A 24,623-nucleotide genomic window follows, 5' to 3' on the forward strand; every position below is an offset into this window, starting at 1 on the left:
GAGGTGTCTCATGCGTCTGCTTCGTGACCTCTGGGCCACGTCACCCAGCCGCACGGCCATGGCGGCCTTCCTCATCGTGCTCGGCGCGGCCGGGCAGGCGGGCGCGCTCGCGCTGGCCGGCGCCGTGCTGGTCAACCGGTCGGTCCCGCAGTTCGTGCTGCTCGCCGCCGCGCTGGTCGCCTCGGTGGTCAGCGACCTCGCGGTCGGGCTGATCGCGGCCGGGCTGACCGCCGACTGGGCGGCCCGGGTGCGCCGCGGGCTCAACCGGGTGGCCTTCGGGCAGGACCTGCCGACCCTGGAGAACACCCCGGTCGGCGAGCTGCTCGACCGCATCGACTCCGACGTCTACCAGGTGGGCTCCGAGATGCGCGGCGCCGGCGTGCGGATCGCGCAGTCGGTGGCGGTGGCGACGCTGTCCATCGTGACCGCGTTCTTCGCCTGGTGGCCGGCCGGGGTCGGCATGGTGTTCGTGTCGATCCTGCTCTACCTCACGATGAGCAGGCCGATCCGGCGCCTCTCGCCGCTGCGGATCGCCGAGGAGGAGTCCTGGTCCGACCTGGCCGCGGTGATGGAGGAGTCGATCCACGGGCAGGACGACGTACGCACCAGCCTGGCCGCGCCGTACGTGCTCCGCTTGTACGCCCAGCGCGCCGCCGAGGTGCTGCGCCGCGGCCGGCTGGTCTGGCGGTCGTCGTCCCGGATCACCATGGGGGCCGGCGCGATCACCCGGTCGCTGATCGCGATCCTGGTCGTGGTCGGCGCGTGGGCGCTGCTCACCGGCCACATCGACGGCGCCCGGCTGACCGCGGTGTGGCTGCTCGCGCTCGGCTTCGGCGGCACCCTCGAGCACGTCACCCGGATGGTCCCCGAGCTGCAGAACGCGCTCGGCGCCTGGAGCCGGGTGCAGCTGCTGCGCGACGTGCCGCAGGAGCCGGCCGGCGGGCTCGATCCGGTCGACGGCGACCTCACCGTGCAAGACCTGACCTTCCGGTACGCCGAGTCCGACAGCGGGCGCCCGCCGGCCCTGCGCGACGTCAGCCTCACCTTCGCGCGCGGCCGCTCGTACGCGCTGATCGGCCGGACCGGCTCGGGCAAGAGCACCCTGGCCAAGGTGCTGACCCGGGCGGTCGACGTGCCCCGGGGGACGGTGTTCCTCGGCGGGACCGACCTCAACGACCTGGACGTGGAGGCGCTGCGCCGGTGGACGGCGATCGTCCCGCAGCGCACCGAGATCCTGGCCGGCACCCTCGCGGAGAACATCGCGCTGTTCGACCCGGAACTGCTGCCGCTCGCGGCCGGCGCGCTGGCCGAGCTGGGCCTGACCCCGTGGGCGTCGAGCCTGCCCGAGGGCATCGACACCAAGCTCGGCGAGGGTGGCTACAAGCTGTCCGCCGGGCAGGAGCAGCTGGTCGCGTTCGCCCGGATCCTGGTACGCAACCCGCACGTGGTGATCCTCGACGAGGCCACCGCCCGGATGGACCCGGTCACCGAGACCTGGGTGCAGCGGGCCACCGACCGCCTGCTCGCGGGGCGGATCGGCGTGATCGTGGCGCACCGGCTCTCCTCGGTGCAGCGCTGCGACGAGGTCGTCGTGCTGGCCGACGGCGAGGTCCTGGAGTCCGGGCCGCTGCGCGAGTCGCGCCGCTTCGCCGAGCTGATGGCCTCCAGCGCGCTGACCGTGCCGGCCGCCGGCCCGGCCGGCGGCGGGGTGCTGGTCGAGGAGCGCGACTGGGCCGAGTCTTGGGAAACCGGTGCGGCACAGCTGGAGCTCGGCGCCGACGCGCTGGCCAACACGCTGCCCGCGGTCGAGCCGCCGCCGCTGCCCGACGAGCCGCCGACCCGCACCATGCGGGAGATCGTCCGGCTGGCGACCAACGACCCGCGCTACGGCCTGGCCGCGGTCGCTCTGTTCCTCGTGCTGATCGTGCTCGGGCTGGACGGCGCGGTCCTGCCGCTGCTCTGGGCGGACGTGGTCGACGGGGTGGGCAACCCGCTGCACCCCGCGATCGTCATCGCGGCCGCCCTGCTCGTGGCGATTCCGACGCTCTACTACACCGGGGCCTGGTTCCCCGAGTGGTGGGTGCGGCAGATGCTGCGGATCAGCCTGCGCCTGGTGCACGGCCAGATCGGCCCGCGCCGGGTCAGCAAGCACACCCCGGCCGAGGTGGTCGCCCAGGGCGGCGACACCGAGCGGGTGGTGATGCTCGCCGACAACCTGATCGACAACGCCGCCAGCCTGGTCCTCATCACGGTGATGACGATCGCGGCCCGGTCCCCCGTGCCCGCCCTGTTCTTCCTGGGCACGATGGTGGTCTCCGGGCTGGCCGCGACGATGTTCGGCCCCCGGCTGGAGAAGGCGGCCCGCCGTACCGTGCTGGCCCGGGCGGCGTTCGCCACCGCGCTGGTGTCGTCGCTGTCCGCGGCCCGCACGGTCAAGCTGGCCGGCGCCACCGAGCCGGTCCTCGACCACCTGGCCGGGCTCGACGTGGTGCGCAGCGACCGGCAGCGCCGGGAGATCGCGATCCAGGTGTGGGCGCGCTCCACGCCGTCGATCGCGAGCGGGCTGCTGCCGATCGCCGCCTGGGCGCTCTACCTGGACGGCCGGCTCACCTCGGCGGCGACACTGATCGCGGTGTCGGTGCTCGGCGCGGCCCGGTGGTTCGCGTGGACCACCGCGTCGCTGGTCTCGCAGCTGCCCTCGGCCCGGGTGTGGACCAGGCGGACGGTCGCCATGTCGGGCATCTCCGAATACACCGCGGACGTGCCCGGCGTGGACATCTCGGCCGGCACCGCGCCGGCACCGCCGACCGCGCCGCGCAACCCGCTCGACCGGCTCGAGCTGCGCCGGTTCAGCGCCGTGCACGAGAACGGCACGGTCGGCGCGCAGGACGTCGACCTCGCGGTCGACCGCGGCCAGCTGGTGCTGGTCGTCGGGCCGGTCGGGTCGGGCAAGTCGTCGCTGCTGCGGGCCCTCGCCGGGATCGTGCACCACACCGGCGAGCTGCGGTGGAACGGGCAGGTGGTGGACGAGCCGGAGATGTTCCTGCGACCCAACCAGGTCGGCTACGTCGCCCAGCTCCCGCGGGTGCTCTCCGGCACGGTGGCCGACAACATCCAGCTCGGGCACGAGCTGGACGCGGCCGACGCGGTGTCCACGGCCCAGCTGGAGCACGACCTGAAGGCGTCCGGCGGCGGCCTGCAGCTGCTGATCGGGCACAAGGGCACCCGGCTCTCCGGCGGGCAGCTGCAGCGGCTGGCGCTGGCCCGGGCCCTCGCGCCCCGCACCGAGCTGCTGATCGCCGACGACGTGTCCTCGGCGCTGGACGTCACGACGGAGCTGGAGCTCTGGCGGGCGCTCCGCGAGCACGGGGTGACCGTCGTCGGGTCGACGTCCAAGCGGGCGGCGCTGACCCAGGCCGACCGGGTGGTCGTGCTGATCGGCGGCAAGGTCGAGGACCAGGGGTCGTGGGCGGAGCTGCAGAACCGCTGGGACCACCTGGCGGGCTGAGAGTGGGCTGAGAAAACTGCGTGTCCCGCATCTTTGCGGGTCACGCAGTTTTTGCTACGGTGGTGGCGTGGGGCTGAGGGAGCGGAAGAAGCAGGAGACTCGCGCGGCGCTCAGCTGGGCGGCGATCAGGCTGATCGTCGAGCGAGGCTACGACAAGGTTCTGGTCGAGGACATCGCCACCGAGGCCGGCGTCTCACCCCGCACCTTCAACAACTACTTCGGGAGCAAGGCCGAGGCGGTCGCGTCCCGCCACCTCGACCGGATCCACCGGATGGCCGAGGCGCTGCGCGAGCGCCCGGCCGGTGAGCCGCTGTGGGACGCGCTCACCGAGACGACCATCGAGCAGCACCGGGCAGGGCCCGAGGTGACCCCGCAGTGGCGGCCCGACCGCGAGGCGTGGACGGCGGGGCTGCGGCTCATGTTCGAGGTGCCGGCCATCCAGGCCGAGACGCTGCGGGCTGGGGCACAGGCACAGGACGCGCTGGCGGCGGCGATCGCCGCCCGCACCGGGACCGACACCGAGACCGACATCTATCCGCACCTGGTGGCCGCCACCGCGCTGGCGGCACAGCAGGTGGCGCAGTCCGCCTTCATGGCGACCGGCCGGAGTCTGACCGACTTCATCCGGGATGCGATGCGGCAGGTTTCCGCGGGCCTGCCACCACCCACTCACTGACCACAATCGACCTTTATCGGAATGGCTGCCTGCGAGAAATGGCGGCGGGTGAGCCATGCCCATCGAGAGGTGTGCGGCAATGAATTTCGACGTGGTGATTTCCGGCGGCGGGCCCAACGGGCTCATGGTGGCGAGCGAACTGGCGCTGGCCGGGGTCCGGGCCGTGGTGCTCGAAAAGCTGACCGAGCCGACCGGCGAGCAGCGGGCCAACGGCATGGTCGGGCAGGTGGTCCAGCTGTTCCAGCGGCGAGGGCTGTACGGGCGGCTGACCGGGGACACCTCGCCCCCGGCGCCGGTGCCGCAGTTCATGTTCGCGGCGTTTCCGTTGCCGCTGCACGAAGTGGACGGCAATCCGGTCTACACGGTGATGGTGCCGCAGCGGAAGATCGAGGCCACGCTCGCCGGCCGGGCCGCGGAACTGGGCGTGACGGTAAGGCGGGGGCATGCCGTTTCCGGATTCGCGCAGAAGGACGACCTGGTGGTCGTCTCGGTGGACGGGCCGGACGGGCCCTATGAGATCGAAGCGCATTATCTGGTCGGTGCGGACGGCGGGAAATCTCTCGTACGCAAGATGGCGGGTATCGGTTTTCCGGGTTTCACCAACGACCGGACGGTGTCGCGAACCGCGCACGTCACGGTCCCGCCCGAGTTCCGCGACCCGGTCACCGGCGGTCTGCTCGTGCCCGGCTACGGGGTGATCCCGCCGTTCCTGCACCATCGCGCCGAGCGAGGACTCATCGCGTTCGCTCCGTTCCCGGACGGACGGACGCTGCTGAGCGTGAGCGCGTTCGACCTGCCGGAGGATGCCGAGCCGTTCGACCTCGCCGAGCTGCAGGCCGCGTTCGCGCACGCCGTCGGCGTCCAGATCCCGATCGGGCCGCCGACCGGCGACGGGCCGCACCTGCTGCGCCGGCTCAGCGGCGGGCAGACCCGGCTCGCCGAGCGCTACCGGGCGGGACGGGTGTTCCTGGTCGGTGACGCGGCGCACGTGCACTCGGCGATCGGCGGGCCCGGGCTGAACCTGGGCCTGCAGGACTCGGTCAACCTGGCGTGGAAACTCGCCGCGTCGGTCCGGGGATGGGCGCCGGACGGATTGCTCGACACCTACGAGGCGGAACGGCGGCCGGCCGGTCAGCGGGTCACCATGCACACCCAGGCCCAGCACCTGCTGGTCGGGCCGGGAGCGGAGGTCACCGCGATGCGCGAGCTCTTCGGCGAGCTGTTGCGGGAGCCGGCCGTGCTGCGGCGCATCGCCGATCTCATCGCCGGGTCGGACATCCGGTACGGGTCGAGCCCGTCGTCGCCGCTCGTCGGGGGTTTCGTTCCCGATCTCGGCGAGTTGACCCGCTCGGGTCGCCCGCTGCTGGTCGACAACACCGGAACGCTGGCGTCCGTGGCCAGGTCGTGGCGGGACCGGGTCGACCTGGTGACCGCGCCCGGCTTCGACCAGGCCACGGCGATGCTGGTGCGGCCGGACTGCTACGTGGCGTGGGCATCGTCGTCGCAGCAGCCCGACGAGGAGTCGTTGCGGGCCGCGCTGATCGAGTGGTTCGGCGCGCCTCTCAGCTGAGTCGGCTCACTGGATCTGGGTCTTCAGCTGGCTGATCACCTTGGTGACGGTGTCGGCCGGGATCGCGAAGCCGACGCCGATGCTGCCGCTGTCGCTCTGGCTCGCGGTGGCGATCGCGACGTCGATGCCGATCACGTGGCCGGAGGTGTCGACCAGCGCGCCGCCCGAGTTGCCCTCGTTGATCGGGGCGTCGGTCTGGAGCAGGCCGGACAGCTTCTCGGTGCCGGTGTCGACGCTGCGATCCACCGCCGAGACGATGCCGGAGGTGACCGTGTTCTCCAGGCCGAGCGGGGCGCCGAAGGCGAGCACCGTGTCGCCGACCACCACGCCGTCGTTCGTGCCGAAGGTCGCCGGGGTCAGCCCGGACAACCCGGTCGCCTGCACCAGCGCCAGGTCGTTCGTCGCGTCGGTGGCAACCACCTTCGCGGGTACGGTCCGGCCACTCGACAACCGCACGCTGACCGTCCCGTCCGAGGCGACCACGTGGTTGTTGGTGACGATCAGGCCGTCCGAACTGATGATCACGCCCGAGCCCAGCGACGACGACCGCGCCCCGTCGACCAGGACGGTGACGATGCTCGGCTGCACCGCCTTCACCACGCTCGCCAGGTTGTCGCTCTCGGTGGCCGTCGCGGCGGCGCCGGTCGCGACGGTGCTGCCGGTGGTCGTGGCGGGGTGGTCGGTGAGGTACCGCCCGGCCAGCACGCCGCCGGCCGTCCCGCCGCCGGCGATCAGGGCGAGCACCGCGGCCCCACCGGCTATCCGGCGCGGCCAGTGCCGTCCGCCGGGGGCCGGCGGGATCGCGTACGGGGGCGCGGGCGGCGGCGGGGGCGTCGTCCGGTCGTGCCGGTCGCCGGCGTACGTGTCGTCGCTCTGCTCGGGTGGCCGGGTCATCAGATCGGTCATGGCGGCGCCTCGCTTCCGTGGGGTGGTGACTCCACAGTTGCCCGGAAAGTTGTTGTCCAGCGGTGAGCGCGTTGTGGGTTGGCTGTACGCGGAAGATCACCCGGTCGGGTCAGCTCGGCGCCCGCCCGCGTGCCGGGTGGGCCACGGCGCGGCGGGGTCGGCCTAGGGTCACCGAATGACTTTTGCCCGCTTTACCGCCGTTTCGGTACCGTTACCGCCCCGGAAGCCCGCACCGCCGCCGCCACCCCCGGCCACCGTCATCTCCGGGCGCAACACCCTCCTGCTGCCCGTCTACCCGGCCGACGCCGGTCGGGAGAAGGCGCTGCCGCCGGTCTTCGGGGGCCGGCACCGCGGAGGCCGGGCGATCAGGCGGATCGAGATGCTCGCCGGGATCGGAGCGCCGGCCGAGGCCCGCAGGCTCCAGCAGGGCGGAGTCGCCCGCAACGTCGCCCTGAACCTGGTGCGGCTCGCCCAGGACGTCGCCCTGATCCTGGTACGGCTCGCCCGCGACGTCGCCGTCCGGGTCGGCCGAAAGGCAGAGAGCGAGCACGGCAACCCGGGACCTTGGTCCGATGTGCCGCACAGTCTTTACGCGGAAGCTGGAGATGTCCCCACCTGTGGGGCTTCAAGTTCGCCGCGAAGGAGGCCGCGATGTCCGCACGAGAAGTGCTCGGCTTGGTCGGCACCGCCCTAGGTGGCCTGATCGGCTGGACCGAGACGCCGCCACCGGCCGACCCGGCCAGCGTGCGCGCGCTGCTCGCCGAGGCCGGAGTGCCGCCCGGCGAGTCGCTCGAGGAGCAGGTGCGCACGTTCCAGGAGCGCGCCGGCCTGGAGCCGGACGGCGTCGCCGGCCCGCGCACGGTGCACCAGTTGGCCCGCTATTCCCAGGTCGCCCTTCGGTAGGGTGGGCCTGATGACCGCCGAGCTGCTCACCTACTACGACGACGCGACCGGCGAGCGGGCCGGGCTCAGCGCGGCCGAGCTCGGCGAGTGGTCGGCGGCGACGGCGGCGCTGCTCACCGCGGAGTGCGGCCTCGCTTCCGGCGACCGGGTCGGCGTGCTGCTGCCGCCGCACTGGCAGACCGCGGTCGTGCTGCTCGGTGCGTGGTCCGCGGGCTTGGCGGTCTCGTTCCGCGGCTGGGCCACGGCGGGGCTGACGCCGGCCGCGCCCCTCGACGCGACGTTCGTGGAGCGACGCCGGGTCGGCAGCTGGCTCGACGACGTGCCGCCGGCCCGGCACCAGTTCGTGCTCACGCCCGGTCCCCCCGTCGCCGACGCGCCGGCCGGCTACCGCGACTTCCTGACGTCGGTGCGACCACACCTGGGCGCCGCCGCGCCGGCCTGGAGCTCCGTCCTGCACGGCTCGGCCGTGCCGGACGGATCAACCTTCGGCGAGTACGGTGCCATGGCGCTCGAGATCGCCTCGGTGCAGGGCATCACCCGGGGCGACCGGGTGCTGATCGACACGGCCGCCGCCTCGGAGCAGCCGCTGATGTGGCTGCTCGCCCCCTTGTCGGCCGGGGCGTCGATCGTGCTGTGCGCCAACCTGGCGGCGGACGAGGTCGCCGCACGGGCCGCCGCCGAAGGCGCCACCCGGGTCTTCCCGCGCTCCATGGTCCACTGAGCCCGGCGTCACCGGCGTCGCGCCCGGCCGCCAGCCCTCGCCCCGGCGTCACCGGAGTCGCGCCGAACGGTCAGCCCTCGACACGGCCCCGCCCGCGTCGGGCCCGGCGGCCACCCGCGGCCCGGCCCCGCCGCGTCGCGTCGCGCCCCCCGGCCTGGCCCCGCCCCGCCGCGTCGCGCCCCCCGGCCCCGCCCCGCCGCATCGCGCCCCCGGCCCCGCCCCGCCGCGCCGCGTCGCGTCGCCCGCCCCGCCCCGTCGCGTCGCGTCGCGTCGGCGGCCATCTCGGCCCAGCCCCGCCGCGTCGCGCCCGGCACTCAGCCCCGGCCCGGCGTCACCGCGTTCTCAGCGGCGCCACAGGTCGTAGGGGTGGCGGCCCGGGCGGAAGCCGTGCGCCTCGACCATCGCCGCCGCCTCGGCGAAGGCGCGCGCGAGCTCGGCCGGCGAGTGTGCGTCGCTCCCGAAGCTGATCGTGGCGCCGCCCTCGGCTCGCCACCAGCGCACGATCTCGGGCATCGGCCGCCGGCTCGTGTTGACCTCCAGCGTGCGACCGGCCAGCGACCGCAGCGCGAAGCGGAACTCGTCCTCGAACTCGTTCACGTCGAACGGCGGCCCGTCCGCCGGCCAGGAGCGCACCGCGTAGTCGATGTGCGCGAGCACGTCGAACCGATCGTCCCCGGCCACGAGCCGCGAGATCTCGGCCAGGTAGTCGCGGAGCACCGCCCCCGGCGCCCGGCCGAAGTAGAGCCCACCCACCTCGTAGAACCGCTCCCCCACCGGCAGGCAGTGCAACGACCCCAGCACCCGGTCGAACCGATGCCCGCCGACCAGCTCGGCCATGCGCTCGGGAAACAGATGCGGCTCACCGAACTCCACGCCCGTCATGATCCGCAACCCCGGGAACAGGTCCCGGCACCGCTCGACCGCCGCGAAGTAACCGTCCGCGTCGAACCCGGGCGGCACCACCTCGAGGCCGGCCGTCTCGTACTGCCGGAGGTGCGGAAAGTCGTCCAGCTCGCCCTCCCGCACCGTCCACGGCGCGAGGTCGACGTGCTCGGTGAAGGCGACCGCCGGCAGGCCGATCTCGACCGCCCGGCGGCAGGTCTTCTCCATCGCCCCGTCCGGGGCGTCCCACGACCATTCGGTGTGGACGTGGTTGTCCGCGGGGATCGTCACTCGTCGAAGGTAACCGCCACCGTCGGACGGGCCACGGGGATCGTCAATCGTCGAAGGTCACCGCCACCTTCGGACTGGCCGGGTGCGACTGACAGGTCAGCACGAATCCCGCCGCCAGCTCCGCCGGTTCGAGCGCGAAGTTCCGCCGCATCGTCACCTCGCCGTCGGTGACCCGGGCCCGGCAGGTGCCGCACACCCCGCCCTTGCAGGCGAACGGCAGGTCGGGCCGCACCCGCTGCGCTCCTTCGAGGACGGTGTCACCCTCCGCGACGGTGACCGTGGTGGCCCGGCCGTCGAGCACCACGGTGACCTCGCTGCTCGGCCCCTCGATCCCGCGGTCCTCGCGGCGCGGCTCGGGCGGCACCTCGTCCACCCAGAACAGCTCCCGGTGGATCCGCCCGGCCGGCACCCCCCGCTCCTGCAGCACCTCGATCGCGTCGGTGACCATGCCGAACGGACCGCACAACCACCAGTGATCCACCGCGGCGACGTCGATCAGCATCGGCAGCAGCGTCCGCAGCTTGTCCGCGTCGAGCCGGCCGCTGAGCAGGTCGACCTCGCGGGCCTCCCGGGAGAGCAGGTGCACCAGCTCGAGCCGGGACGGATGGGTGTCCTTCAGGTCGGCCAGCTCCTCGGCGAACATCACGGTGTCGGCGCGCCGGTTCCCGTACAGGATGCTGACCTGCGCCCCCGGCGTCCGCAGCAGCGAGGTGGCGATCGACAGCACCGGCGTGATCCCCGACCCGGCCGCGATCATCACGTGCCGCCCGCCGGCGTCGAGATCCGGGGTGAAGGAACCGCTCGGCGGCGCCACCTCGACCGCGTCACCGACCCGCAGGCCGCGCACCAGCCAGGCCGAGACGATGCCACCGGGCACCTCGCGCACCCCGATCCGCGGCCGGTCCCCGACCGGCGCGCAGATCGAGTAGCTGCGCCGCTCGTCGTCCGGGTCGGCCGGCCGCCGCACGGTCAGCGACTGCCCGGCCCGGAACGCGTAGATCGCGGCGAGGTCGTCGGGCACCTCGAAGGTGACCGCCACCGCGTCGTCGCAGAGCCGCTCGATCGCGGCGACGCGCAGCGCATGGAAGTCGCGCACCACCACGTCAGATCTCCTTCATGTGCTCGAACGGCTCCCGGCACGCCGGGCAGCGGCGCAGCTCGCGGCAGGCGGTGGCGCTGAACGCGGAGATCCGCTCGGTCTCCGCGTGCCCGCACAACGGACAGGCCACGGCCTCCGCGCGCACGCCGAGCACCAGCGGCACCGGTCCGGCCGCCCGCTGAGGCGCCGCACCGGGCGGAGCGATGCCGGCGGCGGCCAGCTTGGCCTTGCCGGTTTCGCTGATCCAGTCGGTGGTCCAGGCCGGGGACAATTGCGTACGCACGGCGGCGCGCCCGAACCCCGCGTCCAGCAAGGCTTTCACGATGTCGTCCCGGATCGCCTCCATCGCCGGGCACCCCGAGTAGGTAGGCGTGATCGCCACCTCCACGCCGTCCGCGCTCTCCCGCACCTCGCGCACGATCCCGAGCTCGGTCAGCGTGACCATCGGCAGCTCGGGATCACACACCGTCGCCACCACACCGGCCGCCGTGATCGTGCCGCCCGGCGTCACCACACACCGCCCGGCAACGCCCGCGCAAGCTCCTGCATCTCGGCGAGAACCTCCCCCAGCTCGGGCCCGTGCACGCCGTCTCGACCACGGCCGCCGTCCGTCGAGCCGCCGCCCGTCGAGCCGTCGCCCGCCGAGCCGCCGCCCGTCGAGCCGTCGCCCGCCGAGCCGTCGCCCGCCCGGCCGCCGCCCGCCGAGCCGCCGCCCGCCCGGCCGCCGCCCGCCGAGCCGCCGCCCGCCGAGCCGCCGCCCGCCCGGCCGCCGCCCGTCGAGCCGCCGGCCGCCGGGGTCGACGCGGTCACCGTGGCGGCGTCCAGCACCTGGCTCATCGCCTCGTCGAACTCCGGGCGCAGCAACGCCGGGTCCACCGCGATCCCCGCCGACGCAAGGCGCGCCTCGACGTCGTGCGTCTCGAACAGCTCGCCGACCTCCGGCCGAACCGCGTCGATCGCCGTCTGCATCCGCTGGTGTGAGAGGTCGGTGCCGTCGCCAAGCCGGACCACCCACTGCGCCGCGTACTCCCGGTGGTAGGTGACCTCCTTGAGCCCCTTCGCGCCGATCGCCGCCAGCACCGGATCGCGCGAGCCGGCCAGCCGGTCGAGCAGCGGCAACCGCCAGCAGGAGAAGACCAGCAGCCGGGCCACGAGATGGGCGAAATCCGCATCCGCCAGCTCGGCCAGCCGCACGTTGCGGAACTCGGCGGCGTCGCGCAGGTAGGCCAGCGCGTCCTCGTCCCGGCCCGCGCCCTCCACCTCGCCGGCCCGCCCGAGCAGCAGCCGGGCCTGGCCGAGCAGGTCGAGCCCGATGTTGGCCAGCGCCAGCTCGTCCTCCAGCTCGGGCGCCCGGGTCACCCACTGCTGCAACCGGTGCGACAGGACCAGGGCGTCGTCCCCGAGCATCAGGCAGTACGCGGCCAGGTCGGCCCGGTCCACGTCGCCGGGAACGGCGGTCGAGACGCCGGCGAGAGGGTCGGCGAAGCCCGTCCCGTACGCCCAGCGGGCATCATCGGTGTGATCGGTGAGCGCCCCGTAGGCGTCGTCGTCGAAGGACATGGCGAACCTCAGATGTGCGGAACCGAGTCGGGGATGGAGTAGTACGTCGGGTGGCGGTAGACCTTGTCGCCGCTCGGGGCGAAGAACGCGTCCTTGTCCTCCGGCCCGGAGGAGACCACGTCGTCGGAGCGGACCACCCAGATGCTGACCCCCTCGTTGCGTCGCGTGTAGAGATCGCGCGCGTGGTGCAGCGCCATCTCGTGGTCGGCGGCCCGCAACGACCCGACGTGCACGTGGTTGAGGCCGCGCTTGGCCCGCACGAACACCTCGAACAGCGGCCACTCGTGCCGGATCTCGTCACTCATGCGCGAACCTCCCGTTGCTTCGCCGCGTGCGCCGCGGCCGCCTCGCGCACCCACGCGCCCTCCTCGTCGGCCCGGCGCCGGTGGGCGATGCGCTGCGCGTTGAGCGGACCGCCGCCGGCGATGACCTTCTTGAACTCGACCCAGTCGATCTCGCCGAAGTCGTGCTGCCCGCGCTCGGCGTTCCACCGCAGCTCCGGGTCGGGCAGCGTGACGCCGAGCGCCTCCGCCTGCGGGACGGTCATGTCCACGAACCGCTGCCGCAGCTCGTCGTTGCTGTGCCGCTTGATCTTCCAGGCCATCGACTGTGCGCTGTTCGGCGAGTCGGCGTCGGGCGGCCCGAACATCATCAGCGACGGCCACCACCAGCGGTTCGTCGCGTCCTGCACCATCGCCCGCTGCTCCGGCGTGCCACCCATCATCGTCATCAGCAGCTCATAGCCCTGCCGCTGGTGGAACGACTCCTCCTTGCAGATGCGGATCATGGCGCGCGCGTACGGCCCGTACGAGCTGCGGCACAGCGGCACCTGGTTGCAGATGGCCGCGCCGTCGACCAGCCAGCCGATCACGCCGACGTCGGCGAAGGTCAGCGTCGGGTAGTTGAAGATCGACGAATACTTCTGCCGGCCCTCGATCAGTCGCCGGGTGAGGTCACCCCGGTCAGCGCCGAGCGTCTCGGCCGCCGAGTACAGATAGAGCCCGTGCCCGGCCTCGTCCTGCACCTTGGCGAGCAGGATCGCCTTGCGCCGGAGCGTCGGCGCCCGGGTGATCCACGCGCCCTCCGGCTGCATCCCGATGATCTCGGAGTGCGCATGCTGGGCGATCTGCCGGATCATCGTCTTGCGGTAGCCCTCGGGCATCCAGTCGCGCGGCTCGACCCGCTGATCCTTCTCGATCGTCTCGGCGAACGCCCGCTCCCCCACGGTCACCGCAGCGTCGGTCGCCGCGCTCGCCGACGCCTCGGTCGCCGCGCTCGCCGACGCGCTCGCCGACGCCTCGGTCGCCGCGCTCGCCGACGCGCTCGCCGACGCTTCGGTCGCCGCGCCCGTCACCGCGCTCGCCGACGCTTCGGTCGCCGTTGTTGCCGGCGTGGTCAGGTCGCTCATGACGCCTCCCAGGTGAAGAAGCCCTGCCCGGTCTTGCGGCCCAGCTCGCCCCGGGCCACCTTGTCGCGCAGCAGCGCCGGCGGCGCGAACCGCTCGCCCAGCTCGCGGTGCAGATGCTCGGCGATGGCCAGCCGGACGTCGAGCCCGACCAGGTCGGTGGAGCGCAGCGGCCCCATCGGGTGGCGGTAGCCCAGCTCCATCGCCCGGTCGAGGGACGCGGCGTCGGCCACCCCCTCCTCCAGCATCCGGATCGCCTCGAGGCCGAGCAGCACGCCGAGCCGGCTGGTCGCGAACCCGGGCGAGTCGCGCACCACCACCTCGGTCTTCTCCAGCCCGGCCACCCAGGAGCGGGCGGCGGACGCGGTGTCGTCGCCGGTCGCCGGGCCGATCACGATCTCGACGAGCCGGCTGACCGGCACCGGGTTGAAGAAGTGCAGCCCGAGGAAGCGCTCGGGCCGGCGCAGCCCCTCGGCGATCCCGGCGATCGACAGCGAGCTGGTGTTGCTGGCCAGCACGGCCTGATCGCCGACCGCCCGCTCGGCGGCGGCCAGCACCTGGATCTTGAGGGCGGCGTCCTCGGGCACCGCCTCGATCACGAGGTCGGTGTCGACCGGCAGCGCGGCGGCGTCGTCGACCAGGACGAGGCGGTCGAGCACGGCGTCGGCCGACTCGGTGAGCTTGCCCTTCTCGGCGGCGCGCAGCAGACCCATGGCCACCCGGTCGCGGGAGGCGACGGCGGCCGCGGGATCCCGCTCGGCCAGGCAGACGACGGCCCCGGCCGCGGCGAACACCTGAGCGATGCCGGCGCCCATCCGGCCCCCGCCGATCACGCCGACCGTCTTGGGCACCGCGGGCGAGGTGGCGTCGATGTCGGTCATCCGCGGCCTCCAGCGGAAAGCTCAGCAGCACCGGGGTGGCGCGCCCGGCGACCGGCGGAAAGCTCAGCAGTCCCGGCGTGGCGCGCCCGGCGACCGGCGGCGGTCGTGGCGGTCACGATCGGCCGCCGCTGAGGAAGGCGTCCATCCGGGCGCGTTTGTCGGCGGACTCGAAGAGGATCGCCTGGGCCAGGTCGTCGGTGACCGGGTGCCCGCCCGGCGCGTCGGCGACCAGCTTGGTCAGCCGCAGCGCGAGCGGCCCCGACCGGGCCATCCGGTCGAGCAGCGCGTGCGCCCGTTTCAGCAGCTCGCCCGCCGGCGCGATCTCGGCGACCAGGCCGAGCCGCAGGGCGTCCTCGGCGTCCAGCCGCTTGCCGGCCAGCAGCACCTGCTTGGCGACCGATGCGCCGACCAGGTCGCGCAGCCGCCAGCAGGCGCCGGCCGCGGCGAGGATGCCGAGGCCGGGCTCCGGGTTGCCGAAGACCGCCGCCGGGGAGGCGAGGCGCAGGTCGCACGCGTACGCCAGCTCGGCGCCGCCGCCCAGCGCGTACCCGTCGACGGCGGCGAGGGTGGGCAGCGGCAGCCGGGCGATCCGGTCGAACAGCCGGCTGTTGATGCCCTGCAGCGCCTGGTCGCGCCCGCGCTCGCGCAGCTCGCCGATGTCGGCACCGGCCGCGAACGTGCCGCCGTCGCCGGTGAGCAGCAGCAGCCGGGGCCGCTCCTCCAGGGCCGCGCACACGTCGTGCAGCTCGCGCACCATGGCCGCGTTGATCGCGTTGCGCGCCTCGGGACGCGACAGGGTCACGACGACCCGGTCGTCGTGCTCCTCGACACGCAGCGTCGTGCTCACGACCGCACCCCCGACAGCCGCACGCCCCGGCCAACACCGGCCCCCGCGCACCGCACGCCCCGGCCAACACCGGCCCCCGCGCACCGCACGCCCCGGCCGGAGCCGGCCCCCGCGCACCGCACGCCCCGGCCGGAGCCGGCCCCGGCGGATCGCGGGGCCCGGCTGCGGCGGCACGGCTCAGCCATCCGTGCCCTCCGGAGCGGGCACGTGGTGGCGGGACTGCAGGGCGAAGAACCGGCCGGTCACGTAGTAGTCGTCGGTCAGCGAGGCGGTGGCGGCCGGGTTGGCGCCGGTGCCGTGCAGATCGCTGAAGGCCGCGGTCTGGTTGACGAAGACGCCACCGGTGAGGTTTTCCGACAGGTGCACGCCGGCGTCGAGGGCGGCCTCCCGCGCGGCGTCGAGGATCTCGGGGGAGGTCGAATACACCGCGGCGGTCAGCGCGCCGTGCGCCCGGACCGTGTCGACGAACAGCCGCAGGCTCGCCGGGGTCGAGTCGGTGGCGATCAGGAACGACACCGGGCCGAACCACTCCCGGGTGTAGGTCTTGTCGTCGGCGGCGTCGAGCCGGACCACCACGGGCGTACGGATCGTCGCGCTCGCGAACTGCTCGTCGGCGACCTCGGCGGACGGGTGCACGACGTTCGGCAGGGCGCCCGCCTCGGTGAGCCGGCCGAGGACGCCGTCGTTGACGATCGCGCCGAGCGTGCCGGCCGCGCGTTTCGGGTCGCCGAGCAGCTTGCCGAGGGCGGCGGCCAGGTCGGCCCCGAACTCGTCGAGGCTCTTGTGCCCGGCGTCGGTCTCGATGCCGTCCCGCGGGACCAGGATGTTCTGCGGGGTGGTGCACATCTGGCCGCTGTACAGCGAGAGCGAGAAGGACAGGTTGCGCAGCATGCCCTTGTAGTCGTCGGTGGAGTCGACGATCACCGTGTTGAGCCCGGACTTCTCGGTGTAGACGACGGCCTGCCGCGCGTTCGCCTCCAGCCAGTTGCCGAAGTCGCTGGACCCGGTGAAGTCGACGATCCGCACGTCGGGGTGGGTGGCGAGGGTGGCGGCGATGCCGTCGCCCGGCTCCTCGACGGCCAGGGTGACCAGGTCGGGGTTCTGCCCGGCCTCGGCGAGCACCTCGCGGCAGACCTGCACGGTGATGGCCAGCGGCAGCACCGCGCCGGGGTGCGGCTTGACGATCACCGGGTTGCCCGTGACCAGGCTCGCGAACAGGCCGGGATAGCTGTTCCAGGTGGGGAACGTGGTGCAGCCGATCATCAGGGAGACGCCGCGGCCGACCACGGTGGTGGTCTTCGCCAGCCGCAGCGGGTCGGCGCCGCGCTGCGGCTTGGCCCAGCCGGCGTCCCGCGGCATGCGGGTGGAGGCAGCCAGCGCATAGGCCACCGCCTCGAGCGCGCGGTCCTGCGCGTGCGCGCCGCCGGCCTGGAACGCCATCACGAACGCCTGGCCGGTGGTGTGCTGGACGGCGTGGGCGAGCTCGAAGCTGCGCGCGTTGATCCGCTTGATGATCTCGGCGGCGACCCCGGCCCGGCCGTACGGCCCGGCGTCGCGCCAGGCCGGCGTCGCGGCGCGGGCCGCGGCGACCAGGGCGAGCGGGTCGGCCTTGGGATAGCTCACGCCCAGCTCGAGGCCGAACGGCGAGCGCTCCGAGGCGACCGAGCCGACCGCGCCGGGCACCTCGATCGGGAAGGGTTTGCCGAGGAGGGCGGTGAATGCGCGCTCGCCCGCGGGCGCGGCGTCCTCACCGTAGACGGACTTGCTCGGCGATTCCGGGAAGGCGGACCAGTAGTCCCGCTCCCGCGCGGCCTCGATGGCCCGGTCGAGCAGCTCGCGATGCGTCTCGTACAACTCGGTCGGGGTTGTCATCTGCGCTCCATTGCGGTTGGCTGTCCCTATTCTCTACCGAACGCTCGGTCGGTTATCAAGCCCGGAGGTGAAGGTGGCACGGACCCCGGCACACGACATGTTCGACCGCGACACCGCGTCCAAGGCGCTCGGCATCGAACTGCTCGACGCGGGGAACGGGCAGGCCACGGTGCGGATGACCATCACCGGCGACATGATCAACGGGCACGCGATGACGCACGGCGGCTACGTCTTCATGGTGGCCGACACAGCGTTCGCGTGTGCCTGCAACAGCAAAGGCCCGGTGACCGTGGCGGCCGGCGGGGACATCGCTTTCCTGCGGCCCACGCGAGCGGGCGACGTGCTCACGGCGTACGCGAAAGAGAGGGTGACCCAAGGTCGCAGCGGCATCTACGACGTCACCGTGACCTGCGACGGCGAGGTGGTCGCCGAGTTCCGCGGCCGCAGCCGGGTGATCGACCGGGACGGCACGCCGTGACCGCGCCACGCCGCCGCGGTCGCCCCGGCCATGATCAGGACGCGGTGCTGGCCGCCGCCGTGCGGCTGTTCAACGAGCGCGGCTACGACGCCACCAGCATGTTCGACATCGCCGAGTCGCTCGGCATCACCAAGTCGAGCGTCTATCACCACATCAGCGGCAAGGAGCAGTTGCTGCAGATGGCGATGGACCGGGCGCTCGACGGGCTTTTCGAGGCGGCCGAGGAGGTCGACGATCTCGACCTGCCCGCGCTCGACCGGCTCGAGCGGCTGATCCGGCGCAGCGTGGTCGTGCTGGCCGAGCGCTTCGAGTTCGTGACGGTGCTGCTGCGGGTCCGCGGCAACACCGCGGTCGAGCAGCACGCCCTCGTTCGTCGCCGGGAGTTCGACGCGCTCGTCACCGGCCTGGTGAAACAGGCGCAGACCGAAGGCTCCGTACGGGTGGATGTCGACCCGGCCACCGCGGCCCGCCTGCTGCTCGGCATGGTCAACTCGCTGACCGAGTGGTACAAACCGCGCCCGGGTGGCAATGTCGACGCGATCGCCGACGCCGTCACCGCGATCGCCTTCGAGGGACTGCGCCTCTAGGAGCCTTCGAGGGACTGCGCCTCTAGGAGGTTGACGTGCAGGACCGCTCTCCCCGCCCGGAGGATCTCGACCCGATCGAGCGCGCCTCGGTCGACGAGTTGCGCGCGCTGCAGCTCGACCGGCTGCGGTGGTCGCTGAAGCACGCGTACGAGAATGTTCCGCACTACCGCAGGATGTTCGACGAGCATCAGGTCCACCCGTCCGACCTGCATGAACTCGCCGATCTCGGGAAGTTCCCGTGCACCGACAAGGCCGCGCTGCGCGCCAACTACCCGTTCGGCATGTTCGCCGTGCCCCGCGAGCAGATCGCCCGGATCCACGCCTCCTCCGGGACGACCGGCCGCCCGACCGTGGTCGGCTACACCCGGGACGACCTGCGCACCTGGGCCTCGGTGATGGCCCGGTCGATCCGCGCGTCCGGCGGCCGGCCCGGCGATCGAGTGCACATCGCGTACGGATATGGGCTGTTCACCGGCGGTCTGGGCGCGCATTACGGCGCCGAGGAGCTGGGCTGCACGGTGATCCCGGTCTCCGGCGGCATGACCGAGCGCCAGGTCCGCCTGATCACGGACTTCGAGCCCGAGATCATCATGGTCACGCCGAGTTACCTGCTGGCCATCGTGGACGAGATGGAGCGCCAAGGCGTGGATCCCCGGGCCACGTCGCTGCAGATCGGCATCTTCGGCGCCGAGCCGTGGACCCAGGAGCTGCGCCGCGAGATCGAGGAGCGCCTCGACATGCACGCGCTCGACATCTATGGCCTATCCGAGGTGATGGGGCCGGGCGTGGCCAACGAATGCATCGAGAGCAAGGACGGCCCGCACATCTGGGAGGACCATTTCTACCCGGAGATCATCGATCCGCTGACCGGCGAGGTGCTGCCCGACGGCGAGGCCGGCGAGCTGGTCTTCACGTCGCTGACCAAGCAGGCGATGCCGGTGATCCGCTACCGCACCCGCGACCTCACCCGGCTGCTGCCCGGCACCGCGCGCCCGATGCGCCGGATGGAGAAGATCACCGGCCGCTCCGACGACATGATCATCCTCCGTGGGGTGAATCTCTTCCCGACCCAGATCGAGGAGCTGATCTGCCGCACGCCCGCGCTCGCGCCACACTTCCAGTGCGTGCTGACCCGGGACGGCCGCCTCGACGCCCTCACGGTCCGGGTGGAACGCCGCCACGAGACAAACCCCGAGGTGGCCGCGCAGGCGGGCAACGACCTGGTCACCGCGATCAAGAACAACATCGGAGTTTCCGTACGGGTGGAAGTCATCGAACCCGACGGCGTGGAGCGGTCGATGGGCAAGATGCGGCGCATCGTCGACCTTCGCGGCAGTGGGCCGACGGGTTAGCGTTGGCGGCGATGCGTAAACGGATCATGATGTGCGGCGCCGCGCTCGCCCTCGCGGGGTGCGCGTCACCGTCGCCCGCCGCCGCGCCCCCTTTCTCGGCGTCGCCGTCACCGTCACCGTCGGTGGCGCTCCCCGTATCGCCCTCCGTGTCGCCGACGCCGAGCGCCGACTGCGTCACCCGGGCCCTCGGGCGGCTCACGCTCGCCGAGCAGGCCGGACAGCTGCTCATGGTCGGCACCGGGGTGGACGCGCCGAGCGGCCTCGGCGACAGCGTCCGCCGGTACAACCTGGGCGGGGTCTTCCTGCACGGCCGCAGCACGCGGGACGCGGCCGCGCTCCGCGCCGACATCGCGGTGCTGCAGAAACGGGCCGCGCTGCCGCTGCTGGTCTCGCTCGACCAGGAGGGCGGCAGCGTACAGACGCTGAAGGGCCCGGACTTCCCGCGGCTGCCGTCGGCGCAGAAACTGGGCGCCGCACCGGCCGCGACGATCCGCGACACCACCCGGGACAGCGCCCGCCGGCTGGCCGGGATCGGGGTGAACATCAACCTCGCGCCGGTCGCCGACACCGTCCCGGCCGCGCTCGGCGAGGGGAACCCGCCGATCGGCTACTGGCACCGGCAGTTCGGCTCCGACCCGGCGCTGGTCGCCGCCGACATGCGCGCGGTGGTGCCGGCGAGCCAGGACGCCGGGGTGCTGACCACGCTCAAACACTTCCCGGGCCTCGGCCGGGTGCGGGCGAACACGGACACGTCGACCAAGGCGGTCGACGCCACGGCGACCGCGAACGATCCCTACCTCGAGCCGTTCCGGGCCGGCATCGAGTCCGGGTCGGCGGCGGTGATGATCTCGTCGGCCAGCTATCCGCGGCTCGACGACGACGCGATCGCGGCCTTCTCCAAGCCGATCGTGACCGGGCTGCTGCGCGACCGGCTGGGCTTCCGCGGGCTGATCATGTCGGACGACCTGGGCGCCGCGGTCGCGCTGAACGGCGTGCCGGTGGGCGAGCGGGCGGTACGCTTCATCGCCGCCGGCGGCGACCAGGTGCTCACCATCCGGCCACCGGACGCGGCGCCGATGGTGGCCGCCTTGATCGACCGGGCGGGGCACGACGCCGCCTTCCGATCCCGCGTGACCGACGCGGCCCAGCACGTCTTGCGGGCCAAGGAGCGCGCGGGCCTCCTGCGCTGCTGACCACCACGACACCGCAGCGGGCCACTGCCGGCACACGCCACCGCACGCCCCTGCGCGGCACCCGCGCCGCACGCCCCGCGCGTCACCACGCCGCACGCCCCCACGCGGCACCACCGGCACGCCCCCACCCGGCACCACCCGCACGCCCCCGCGCGGCACCACCCGCACGCCCCCACGCGGCACCACCCGCACGCCCTCGCGCGGCACCACCCGCACGCCCTCGCGCGGCACCACCCGCACGCCCCCACGCGGCACCACCCGCACGCCCCCACGCGGCACCACCCGCACGCCCCCACGCGGCACCACCCGCACGCCCCCACGCGGCAGCACCACTGCACGCGCCAGCGGCACACCATCGCACGCCCTCGCGGCACACCGCTGCACCTTGCGGCACACCACCGCACGGCACCACAACCGCACGGCCCCGCGCGGCACCACAACCGCACGGCCCCGCGCGGCACCACCCCCGCACACCGCTGCGTGCCACTGCGGCCACGCGCAACCGCGTCGTCGCGTGGCATCGCCGTCGCGGGGCACCTCCGTCCCGCGGCACCGGATTTCCGGGCGGCGCTCCCCTATGCCGGCCGGGGTGGGGCTGTGCTTCCTCGCACCACCAGGTGCGGGACCAGGACCGTTTCCATCCGGGCGGTGCGGCCGGCGTCGAGGCGGGACACTGCGGCCTGCACCGCGTGCCGGGCCTGGGCCGGGGCGTCCTGGTTGACCGAGGTCAGGTCGATGTGGGCCAGGCGGGCCAGCGTGCTGTCGTCGTACCCGACCACGGAGACCTGGCCCGGCACGTCGACGCCGGCCCGGACGAACGCGTCCATCACGCCCACCGCGAGCCGGTCGTTGGACGCCACCACGGCGGTGGGCAGGACGTGTTCCGCGATGATGCGCCGGCCGGCGCGTACACCTCCTTCTTCCGTGTGATCGCCGGGCAGGACCTCGGCGACCAGGCCGGCCCGCCGCATCGCCCGGCGATAGCCGCGGCGGCGATTCGCGGCCACGGCGCCGCGGCCGCCGTCCACAAAGGTGATCCGGCTGTGTCCGAGAGCGATCAGATGGTGCAGCGCCGCGTCGACGCCCACGTCCTCGGCCGGGCGCACGACGTCCACATCGGCGTCGGCGACCGGGCGGCCGACCACCACGCACGGGACCTGGGCGGCCAGCTTGTCGAGCCCGGCGTCGGACGCATCCGGCCCGAGCAGGATCAGCGCCTCGCAGCGGAAGTCGAGCAGGGTCTCGATCGCGCGCTCCTCGTCGCGACTGCGGGTCAGCGTGGACAGCACCACCTCGTAGCCCGCCTGGTCGGCCTCGGCGTGCACCTCTTCCACCAGCTCGGCGTGGAACGGGTTGCGCACGTCGAGCAGCACGCCGAGCAGGTGACGGCGGCGGCGGGCGAGCAGGCTGGCCGTGCGGTCGGCGCGATAGGACAGGTCGGCGGCGGCCGCGAGGACCCGTTCCCGGGTCTCGGCGCTCGGGCCCGGCGCCCCGCGGAGAACGAGGGACACCGATGCGGTCGAGACGCCGGCGCGCGCGGCGACGTCGGCGAGTCGCGGTCGCTGATCCACTGAATCACTCCCCGTGCAGGACTTGACACACATCGAGATCGACTCAGATAGTACAGGGACTTAAAGCGCTTTAAAAGCATCGCCCCTGGAGGTCCCCATGACCCAACCGTCGTCTCAGCCGCCCATCGGCGTGGCGGTGGTCGGGGCCGGCATGGTCGGCCGCGCCCACGCCAACGCCTATCGCGGCGCCGCCACCGTCTTCGGTCTCGACCTGCCCGCCCCCCGGCTGGTGGCGGTCGCCGACCTGCACGAGCCGTTCGCCGCCGACGCGGCCGCCCGTTACGGCTTCGCCCGCGCCGAGACCGACTGGCGCGCCGTCGTCGAGTCCCCGGAGGTCGACGCCGTCAGCGTCGCCGTCGCCAACGGCCTGCACCGCGAGATCACCGAGGCCGCCCTGGCCGCAGGCAAGCACGTGCTCTGCGAAAAGCCGCTCGCCCCGTCGATCGCCGACGCGCAGGCCATGGTGGCGGCAGCCGCCGCCGCGCCCGACCTGGTCGACGCGGTCGGCTTCACGTTCCGCCGCTCCCCCGCGATCAACGCGATCAAGCAGCAGGTCGAGGGCGCGCTCGGCCCGGTCCGCCACTTCGTCGGCAACTACTGGTGCGACTATGGCTACGACCCTGGCCGCCCGATGAGCTGGCGCTATCTGGGCGGCCCCGGCAGCGGCGTGCTGGCCGACATCGGCAGCCACATGGTCGACCTCGCCGAGTTCTTCTGCGGCCGCACCGTCGGCGTGCAGGGCACCACGATGGCCACCCTGGTGAAGGACCGGCCCCGCGCGCTCGGCGTGGCCGTGGGCCACGCCGGCGGCGTCCAGGTCAGTGACGAGCGCATCCCGGTGGAGAACGAGGACGTCTGCACCTTCACCACGTCGTACGCGAGCGGCGCGGTGGGCACGTTCTCGCTGTCCCGAGTCGCCTTCGGCCACGCCAACACACTCCGGATCGACCTGTTCTGCGAGAACGGGACGGCCTCGTTCGACCTGACCCGTCCGGCCGAGTTCACCATCACCGATGCCGGCCCGGCCATCCCGGTCAACGGCGTGCGCACCGTCCACATCGGCCCTTGGCACCCGTACGCCGGGCGCGGACTGCCGATGGACTTCCCCACCGTCGGCCACGGGCAGAACGACTTCTTCGTCTACCAGGCCCGCGCGTTCCTCGACCAGATCGCCGGTTCGGAAACCCTCCCGCCCTGCCCCGACATGGCGCACGGCCTGCACAACCTGCGTGTCCTCGATGCGGTCGTCTCCGCCACCGACAAGCCCGTCCAGCTCTGAGGAGTCCCCCGATGAAACTCGGCGCCTACACCGCCTGCCTGCACGACCGCTCCCTCGACGAGACCCTGAAGATCCTAGGTGAGCTGGGCCTGACCAGCGCCGAGATCAATACCGGCGGCTTCATCGGCACGCCGCACATCCCGATCGACGACGTGCTCTCCAGCCGCGCCGCCCGGGAGGATTACCTGGGCCGGTTCGCCCAGGCCGGCATCACGCTCACCGGCCTCAACGTCAACGGCAACCCGCTCAACCCCGACCCGCTGGTCGGCCCTCGGCACGCCGCCGACCTGCGCCGCACCATCGAGCTCGCCGCGCTGCTCGGCGTCAAACGGGTGGTCACCATGTCCGGCCTGCCCGGCGGCCACCCCGGCAGCACCACGGCGAACTGGGTGGTCAACCCGTGGGACAGCCAGTGGCTCGACGTCCTCGACCACCAGTGGAACGAGGTGGCGATCCCGTTCTGGACCGACATCCAGGCAAGGGCCGCGGACGCCGACGTAAAGGTCTGCATCGAGATGCACCCCCACAACCTGGTCTTCAACCCGCCCACCCTGCAGCGGCTGGTCGAGCAGACCCGGGCCACCCACATCGGCGCCGAGATGGACCCGAGCCACCTGTTCTGGCAGGGCATCGACCCGGTCGCCGCGGTGGAGCACCTGGGCGACCTGGTGTTCCACGCCGCCGCCAAGGACACCCGGATCAATGAGGAGAACGTCCGCCTCTTCGGGGTCCTGGACGACCGTTTCACCCGTACGCCCGCCGACCGCAATCCGCTGAACCTCGGCGGCCGCAACACGCTCAACCAGTGGCCGGACCGCCCGTCGTGGCAGTTCGCGGCGGTCGGCCGCGGCCACGGCGAGGAATTCTGGGCGCCGTTCCTGCGCGCGTTGCACGCCATCGACCCCGACATGGCGGTGAACATCGAGCACGAGGACACCGAGCTCGACCAGTTCGAGGGCTTGCGCCAGGCCGCCGTCAACCTGCTGGCCGCCGCCAAGTCCGCCGGCGTCTGACCCGCGACGACACCCGACCCGCCAAGGCA

22 protein-coding genes are annotated in these 24,623 nt (G+C 73.2%); 11 read left to right on the forward strand and 11 right to left on the reverse strand.

Translation table 11 applies throughout. The features are described from left to right. Window positions 1-10: 10 nt before the first annotated feature. The 3 genes from ODJ79_RS26930 to ODJ79_RS26940 all read left to right on the forward strand — a co-directional run bounded on the left by ODJ79_RS26930 (window position 11) and on the right by ODJ79_RS26940 (window position 5,754). Entirely contained in the window at window positions 11-3,508 is a 3,498-nt protein-coding gene (locus tag ODJ79_RS26930; RefSeq protein ID WP_263026378.1) for an ATP-binding cassette domain-containing protein, read from the forward strand. 67 nt (window positions 3,509-3,575) lie between these two features. Then, entirely contained in the window at window positions 3,576-4,184 is a 609-nt protein-coding gene (locus ODJ79_RS26935) for a TetR/AcrR family transcriptional regulator (protein ID WP_263026379.1), read from the forward strand. 79 nt (window positions 4,185-4,263) lie between these two features. Then, on the forward strand, window positions 4,264-5,754 hold the full coding sequence (locus ODJ79_RS26940) for an FAD-dependent monooxygenase (RefSeq protein ID WP_263026380.1): 1,491 nt from the start codon (window positions 4,264-4,266) through the stop codon (window positions 5,752-5,754). Window positions 5,755-5,760: 6 nt separating this feature from the next. Here ODJ79_RS26940 and ODJ79_RS26945 read toward each other — a convergent pair whose 3' ends face one another. Next, complete coding sequence (locus ODJ79_RS26945) at window positions 5,761-6,660, reverse strand: S1C family serine protease (RefSeq protein WP_263026381.1); 900 nt, start codon at window positions 6,658-6,660, stop codon at window positions 5,761-5,763. A gap of 651 nt (window positions 6,661-7,311) precedes the next feature. On the opposite strand from ODJ79_RS26945, the gene ODJ79_RS26950 reads away from it, so the two are divergent. Both ODJ79_RS26950 and ODJ79_RS26955 read left to right on the forward strand, forming a co-directional pair. Next, on the forward strand, window positions 7,312-7,563 hold the full coding sequence (locus ODJ79_RS26950) for a peptidoglycan-binding protein (protein WP_263026382.1): 252 nt from the start codon (window positions 7,312-7,314) through the stop codon (window positions 7,561-7,563). Between the two features lie 10 nt (window positions 7,564-7,573). Next, entirely contained in the window at window positions 7,574-8,284 is a 711-nt protein-coding gene (locus ODJ79_RS26955) for a TIGR03089 family protein (RefSeq protein WP_263026383.1), read from the forward strand. A gap of 342 nt (window positions 8,285-8,626) precedes the next feature. Here ODJ79_RS26955 and ODJ79_RS26960 read toward each other — a convergent pair whose 3' ends face one another. The 9 genes from ODJ79_RS26960 to paaN all read right to left on the reverse strand — a co-directional run bounded on the left by ODJ79_RS26960 (window position 8,627) and on the right by paaN (window position 17,121). Beyond that, window positions 8,627-9,457: a PHP domain-containing protein gene (locus tag ODJ79_RS26960; protein WP_263026384.1), complete on the reverse strand. Its 831-nt coding sequence runs from the start codon at window positions 9,455-9,457 to the stop codon at window positions 8,627-8,629. Window positions 9,458-9,500: 43 nt separating this feature from the next. Then, entirely contained in the window at window positions 9,501-10,559 is a 1,059-nt protein-coding gene (gene paaE / locus ODJ79_RS26965) for a 1,2-phenylacetyl-CoA epoxidase subunit PaaE (protein ID WP_263026385.1), read from the reverse strand. A 1-nt stretch (window position 10,560) separates the two neighbouring features. Beyond that, window positions 10,561-11,049, reverse strand: coding sequence for a 1,2-phenylacetyl-CoA epoxidase subunit PaaD (gene paaD, locus ODJ79_RS26970; RefSeq protein ID WP_263026420.1), 489 nt, complete (start codon window positions 11,047-11,049; stop codon window positions 10,561-10,563). Between the two features lie 14 nt (window positions 11,050-11,063). Further along, the gene (paaC, locus tag ODJ79_RS26975) at window positions 11,064-12,116 is read right to left on the reverse strand and encodes a 1,2-phenylacetyl-CoA epoxidase subunit PaaC (protein WP_263026386.1); all 1,053 of its coding nucleotides are present in this window, start codon (window positions 12,114-12,116) and stop codon (window positions 11,064-11,066) included. Between the two features lie 8 nt (window positions 12,117-12,124). Beyond that, the gene (paaB, locus tag ODJ79_RS26980; RefSeq protein WP_263026387.1) at window positions 12,125-12,421 is read right to left on the reverse strand and encodes a 1,2-phenylacetyl-CoA epoxidase subunit PaaB; all 297 of its coding nucleotides are present in this window, start codon (window positions 12,419-12,421) and stop codon (window positions 12,125-12,127) included. Then, on the reverse strand, window positions 12,418-13,524 hold the full coding sequence (paaA, locus tag ODJ79_RS26985) for a 1,2-phenylacetyl-CoA epoxidase subunit PaaA (RefSeq protein WP_263026388.1): 1,107 nt from the start codon (window positions 13,522-13,524) through the stop codon (window positions 12,418-12,420). The genes paaB and paaA overlap by 4 nt, the downstream gene beginning before the upstream one ends. Further along, the gene (locus ODJ79_RS26990) at window positions 13,521-14,402 is read right to left on the reverse strand and encodes a 3-hydroxyacyl-CoA dehydrogenase family protein (RefSeq protein WP_263026389.1); all 882 of its coding nucleotides are present in this window, start codon (window positions 14,400-14,402) and stop codon (window positions 13,521-13,523) included. Before ODJ79_RS26990 ends, paaA begins: the two co-directional genes overlap by 4 nt. Before the next feature lie 112 nt (window positions 14,403-14,514). Then, complete coding sequence (locus ODJ79_RS26995; RefSeq protein ID WP_263026390.1) at window positions 14,515-15,249, reverse strand: enoyl-CoA hydratase/isomerase family protein; 735 nt, start codon at window positions 15,247-15,249, stop codon at window positions 14,515-14,517. A 177-nt stretch (window positions 15,250-15,426) separates the two neighbouring features. Beyond that, the gene (paaN, locus tag ODJ79_RS27000) at window positions 15,427-17,121 is read right to left on the reverse strand and encodes a phenylacetic acid degradation protein PaaN (RefSeq protein WP_263026391.1); all 1,695 of its coding nucleotides are present in this window, start codon (window positions 17,119-17,121) and stop codon (window positions 15,427-15,429) included. A 97-nt stretch (window positions 17,122-17,218) separates the two neighbouring features. Here paaN and paaI point away from each other — a divergent pair, with 97 nt between their 5' ends. The 4 genes from paaI to ODJ79_RS27020 all read left to right on the forward strand — a co-directional run bounded on the left by paaI (window position 17,219) and on the right by ODJ79_RS27020 (window position 20,731). Then, the gene (paaI, locus tag ODJ79_RS27005; protein ID WP_263026421.1) at window positions 17,219-17,599 is read left to right on the forward strand and encodes a hydroxyphenylacetyl-CoA thioesterase PaaI; all 381 of its coding nucleotides are present in this window, start codon (window positions 17,219-17,221) and stop codon (window positions 17,597-17,599) included. After that, window positions 17,596-18,186, forward strand: coding sequence for a TetR/AcrR family transcriptional regulator (locus tag ODJ79_RS27010; protein WP_263026392.1), 591 nt, complete (start codon window positions 17,596-17,598; stop codon window positions 18,184-18,186). Before paaI ends, ODJ79_RS27010 begins: the two co-directional genes overlap by 4 nt. Before the next feature lie 35 nt (window positions 18,187-18,221). After that, complete coding sequence (gene paaK / locus ODJ79_RS27015) at window positions 18,222-19,538, forward strand: phenylacetate--CoA ligase PaaK (protein ID WP_263026393.1); 1,317 nt, start codon at window positions 18,222-18,224, stop codon at window positions 19,536-19,538. A 122-nt stretch (window positions 19,539-19,660) separates the two neighbouring features. Then, window positions 19,661-20,731 carry a glycoside hydrolase family 3 N-terminal domain-containing protein gene (locus ODJ79_RS27020; protein ID WP_263026394.1) on the forward strand — a complete coding sequence of 357 codons (1,071 nt, stop codon included), beginning with the start codon at window positions 19,661-19,663 and terminating at the stop codon, window positions 20,729-20,731. Window positions 20,732-21,306: 575 nt separating this feature from the next. Here the strand turns inward: ODJ79_RS27020 and ODJ79_RS27025 are convergent. Further along, entirely contained in the window at window positions 21,307-22,302 is a 996-nt protein-coding gene (locus tag ODJ79_RS27025) for a LacI family DNA-binding transcriptional regulator (RefSeq protein ID WP_263026395.1), read from the reverse strand. Window positions 22,303-22,399: 97 nt separating this feature from the next. Between ODJ79_RS27025 and ODJ79_RS27030 the strand changes: the two genes are divergently transcribed. Both ODJ79_RS27030 and ODJ79_RS27035 read left to right on the forward strand, forming a co-directional pair. Beyond that, window positions 22,400-23,581 carry a Gfo/Idh/MocA family protein gene (locus ODJ79_RS27030; protein WP_263026396.1) on the forward strand — a complete coding sequence of 394 codons (1,182 nt, stop codon included), beginning with the start codon at window positions 22,400-22,402 and terminating at the stop codon, window positions 23,579-23,581. An 11-nt stretch (window positions 23,582-23,592) separates the two neighbouring features. Continuing rightward, window positions 23,593-24,594: a sugar phosphate isomerase/epimerase family protein gene (locus tag ODJ79_RS27035; protein ID WP_263026397.1), complete on the forward strand. Its 1,002-nt coding sequence runs from the start codon at window positions 23,593-23,595 to the stop codon at window positions 24,592-24,594. Window positions 24,595-24,623: the final 29 nt, after the last annotated feature.

The sequence above is a fragment of the Actinoplanes sp. KI2 genome (genome assembly GCF_025630775.1).
Lineage (GTDB): Bacteria > Actinomycetota > Actinomycetes > Mycobacteriales > Micromonosporaceae > Actinoplanes.

Coding starts and splice junctions, on each gene's coding strand:
- ODJ79_RS27035 (WP_263026397.1), top strand. CDS start 23,593: ATGAAACTCGGCGCCTACACCGCCTGCCTGCACGACCGCTCCCTCGAC.
- paaI (WP_263026421.1), top strand. CDS start 17,219: ATGTTCGACCGCGACACCGCGTCCAAGGCGCTCGGCATCGAACTGCTC.
- paaA (WP_263026388.1), bottom strand. CDS start 13,524: ATGAGCGACCTGACCACGCCGGCAACAACGGCGACCGAAGCGTCGGCG.
- ODJ79_RS26990 (WP_263026389.1), bottom strand. CDS start 14,402: ATGACCGACATCGACGCCACCTCGCCCGCGGTGCCCAAGACGGTCGGC.
- ODJ79_RS26950 (WP_263026382.1), top strand. CDS start 7,312: ATGTCCGCACGAGAAGTGCTCGGCTTGGTCGGCACCGCCCTAGGTGGC.
- ODJ79_RS27030 (WP_263026396.1), top strand. CDS start 22,400: ATGACCCAACCGTCGTCTCAGCCGCCCATCGGCGTGGCGGTGGTCGGG.
- paaB (WP_263026387.1), bottom strand. CDS start 12,421: ATGAGTGACGAGATCCGGCACGAGTGGCCGCTGTTCGAGGTGTTCGTG.
- ODJ79_RS26945 (WP_263026381.1), bottom strand. CDS start 6,660: ATGACCGATCTGATGACCCGGCCACCCGAGCAGAGCGACGACACGTAC.
- ODJ79_RS26955 (WP_263026383.1), top strand. CDS start 7,574: ATGACCGCCGAGCTGCTCACCTACTACGACGACGCGACCGGCGAGCGG.
- paaC (WP_263026386.1), bottom strand. CDS start 12,116: ATGTCCTTCGACGACGACGCCTACGGGGCGCTCACCGATCACACCGAT.
- paaN (WP_263026391.1), bottom strand. CDS start 17,121: ATGACAACCCCGACCGAGTTGTACGAGACGCATCGCGAGCTGCTCGAC.
- ODJ79_RS26930 (WP_263026378.1), top strand. CDS start 11: ATGCGTCTGCTTCGTGACCTCTGGGCCACGTCACCCAGCCGCACGGCC.
- ODJ79_RS26940 (WP_263026380.1), top strand. CDS start 4,264: ATGAATTTCGACGTGGTGATTTCCGGCGGCGGGCCCAACGGGCTCATG.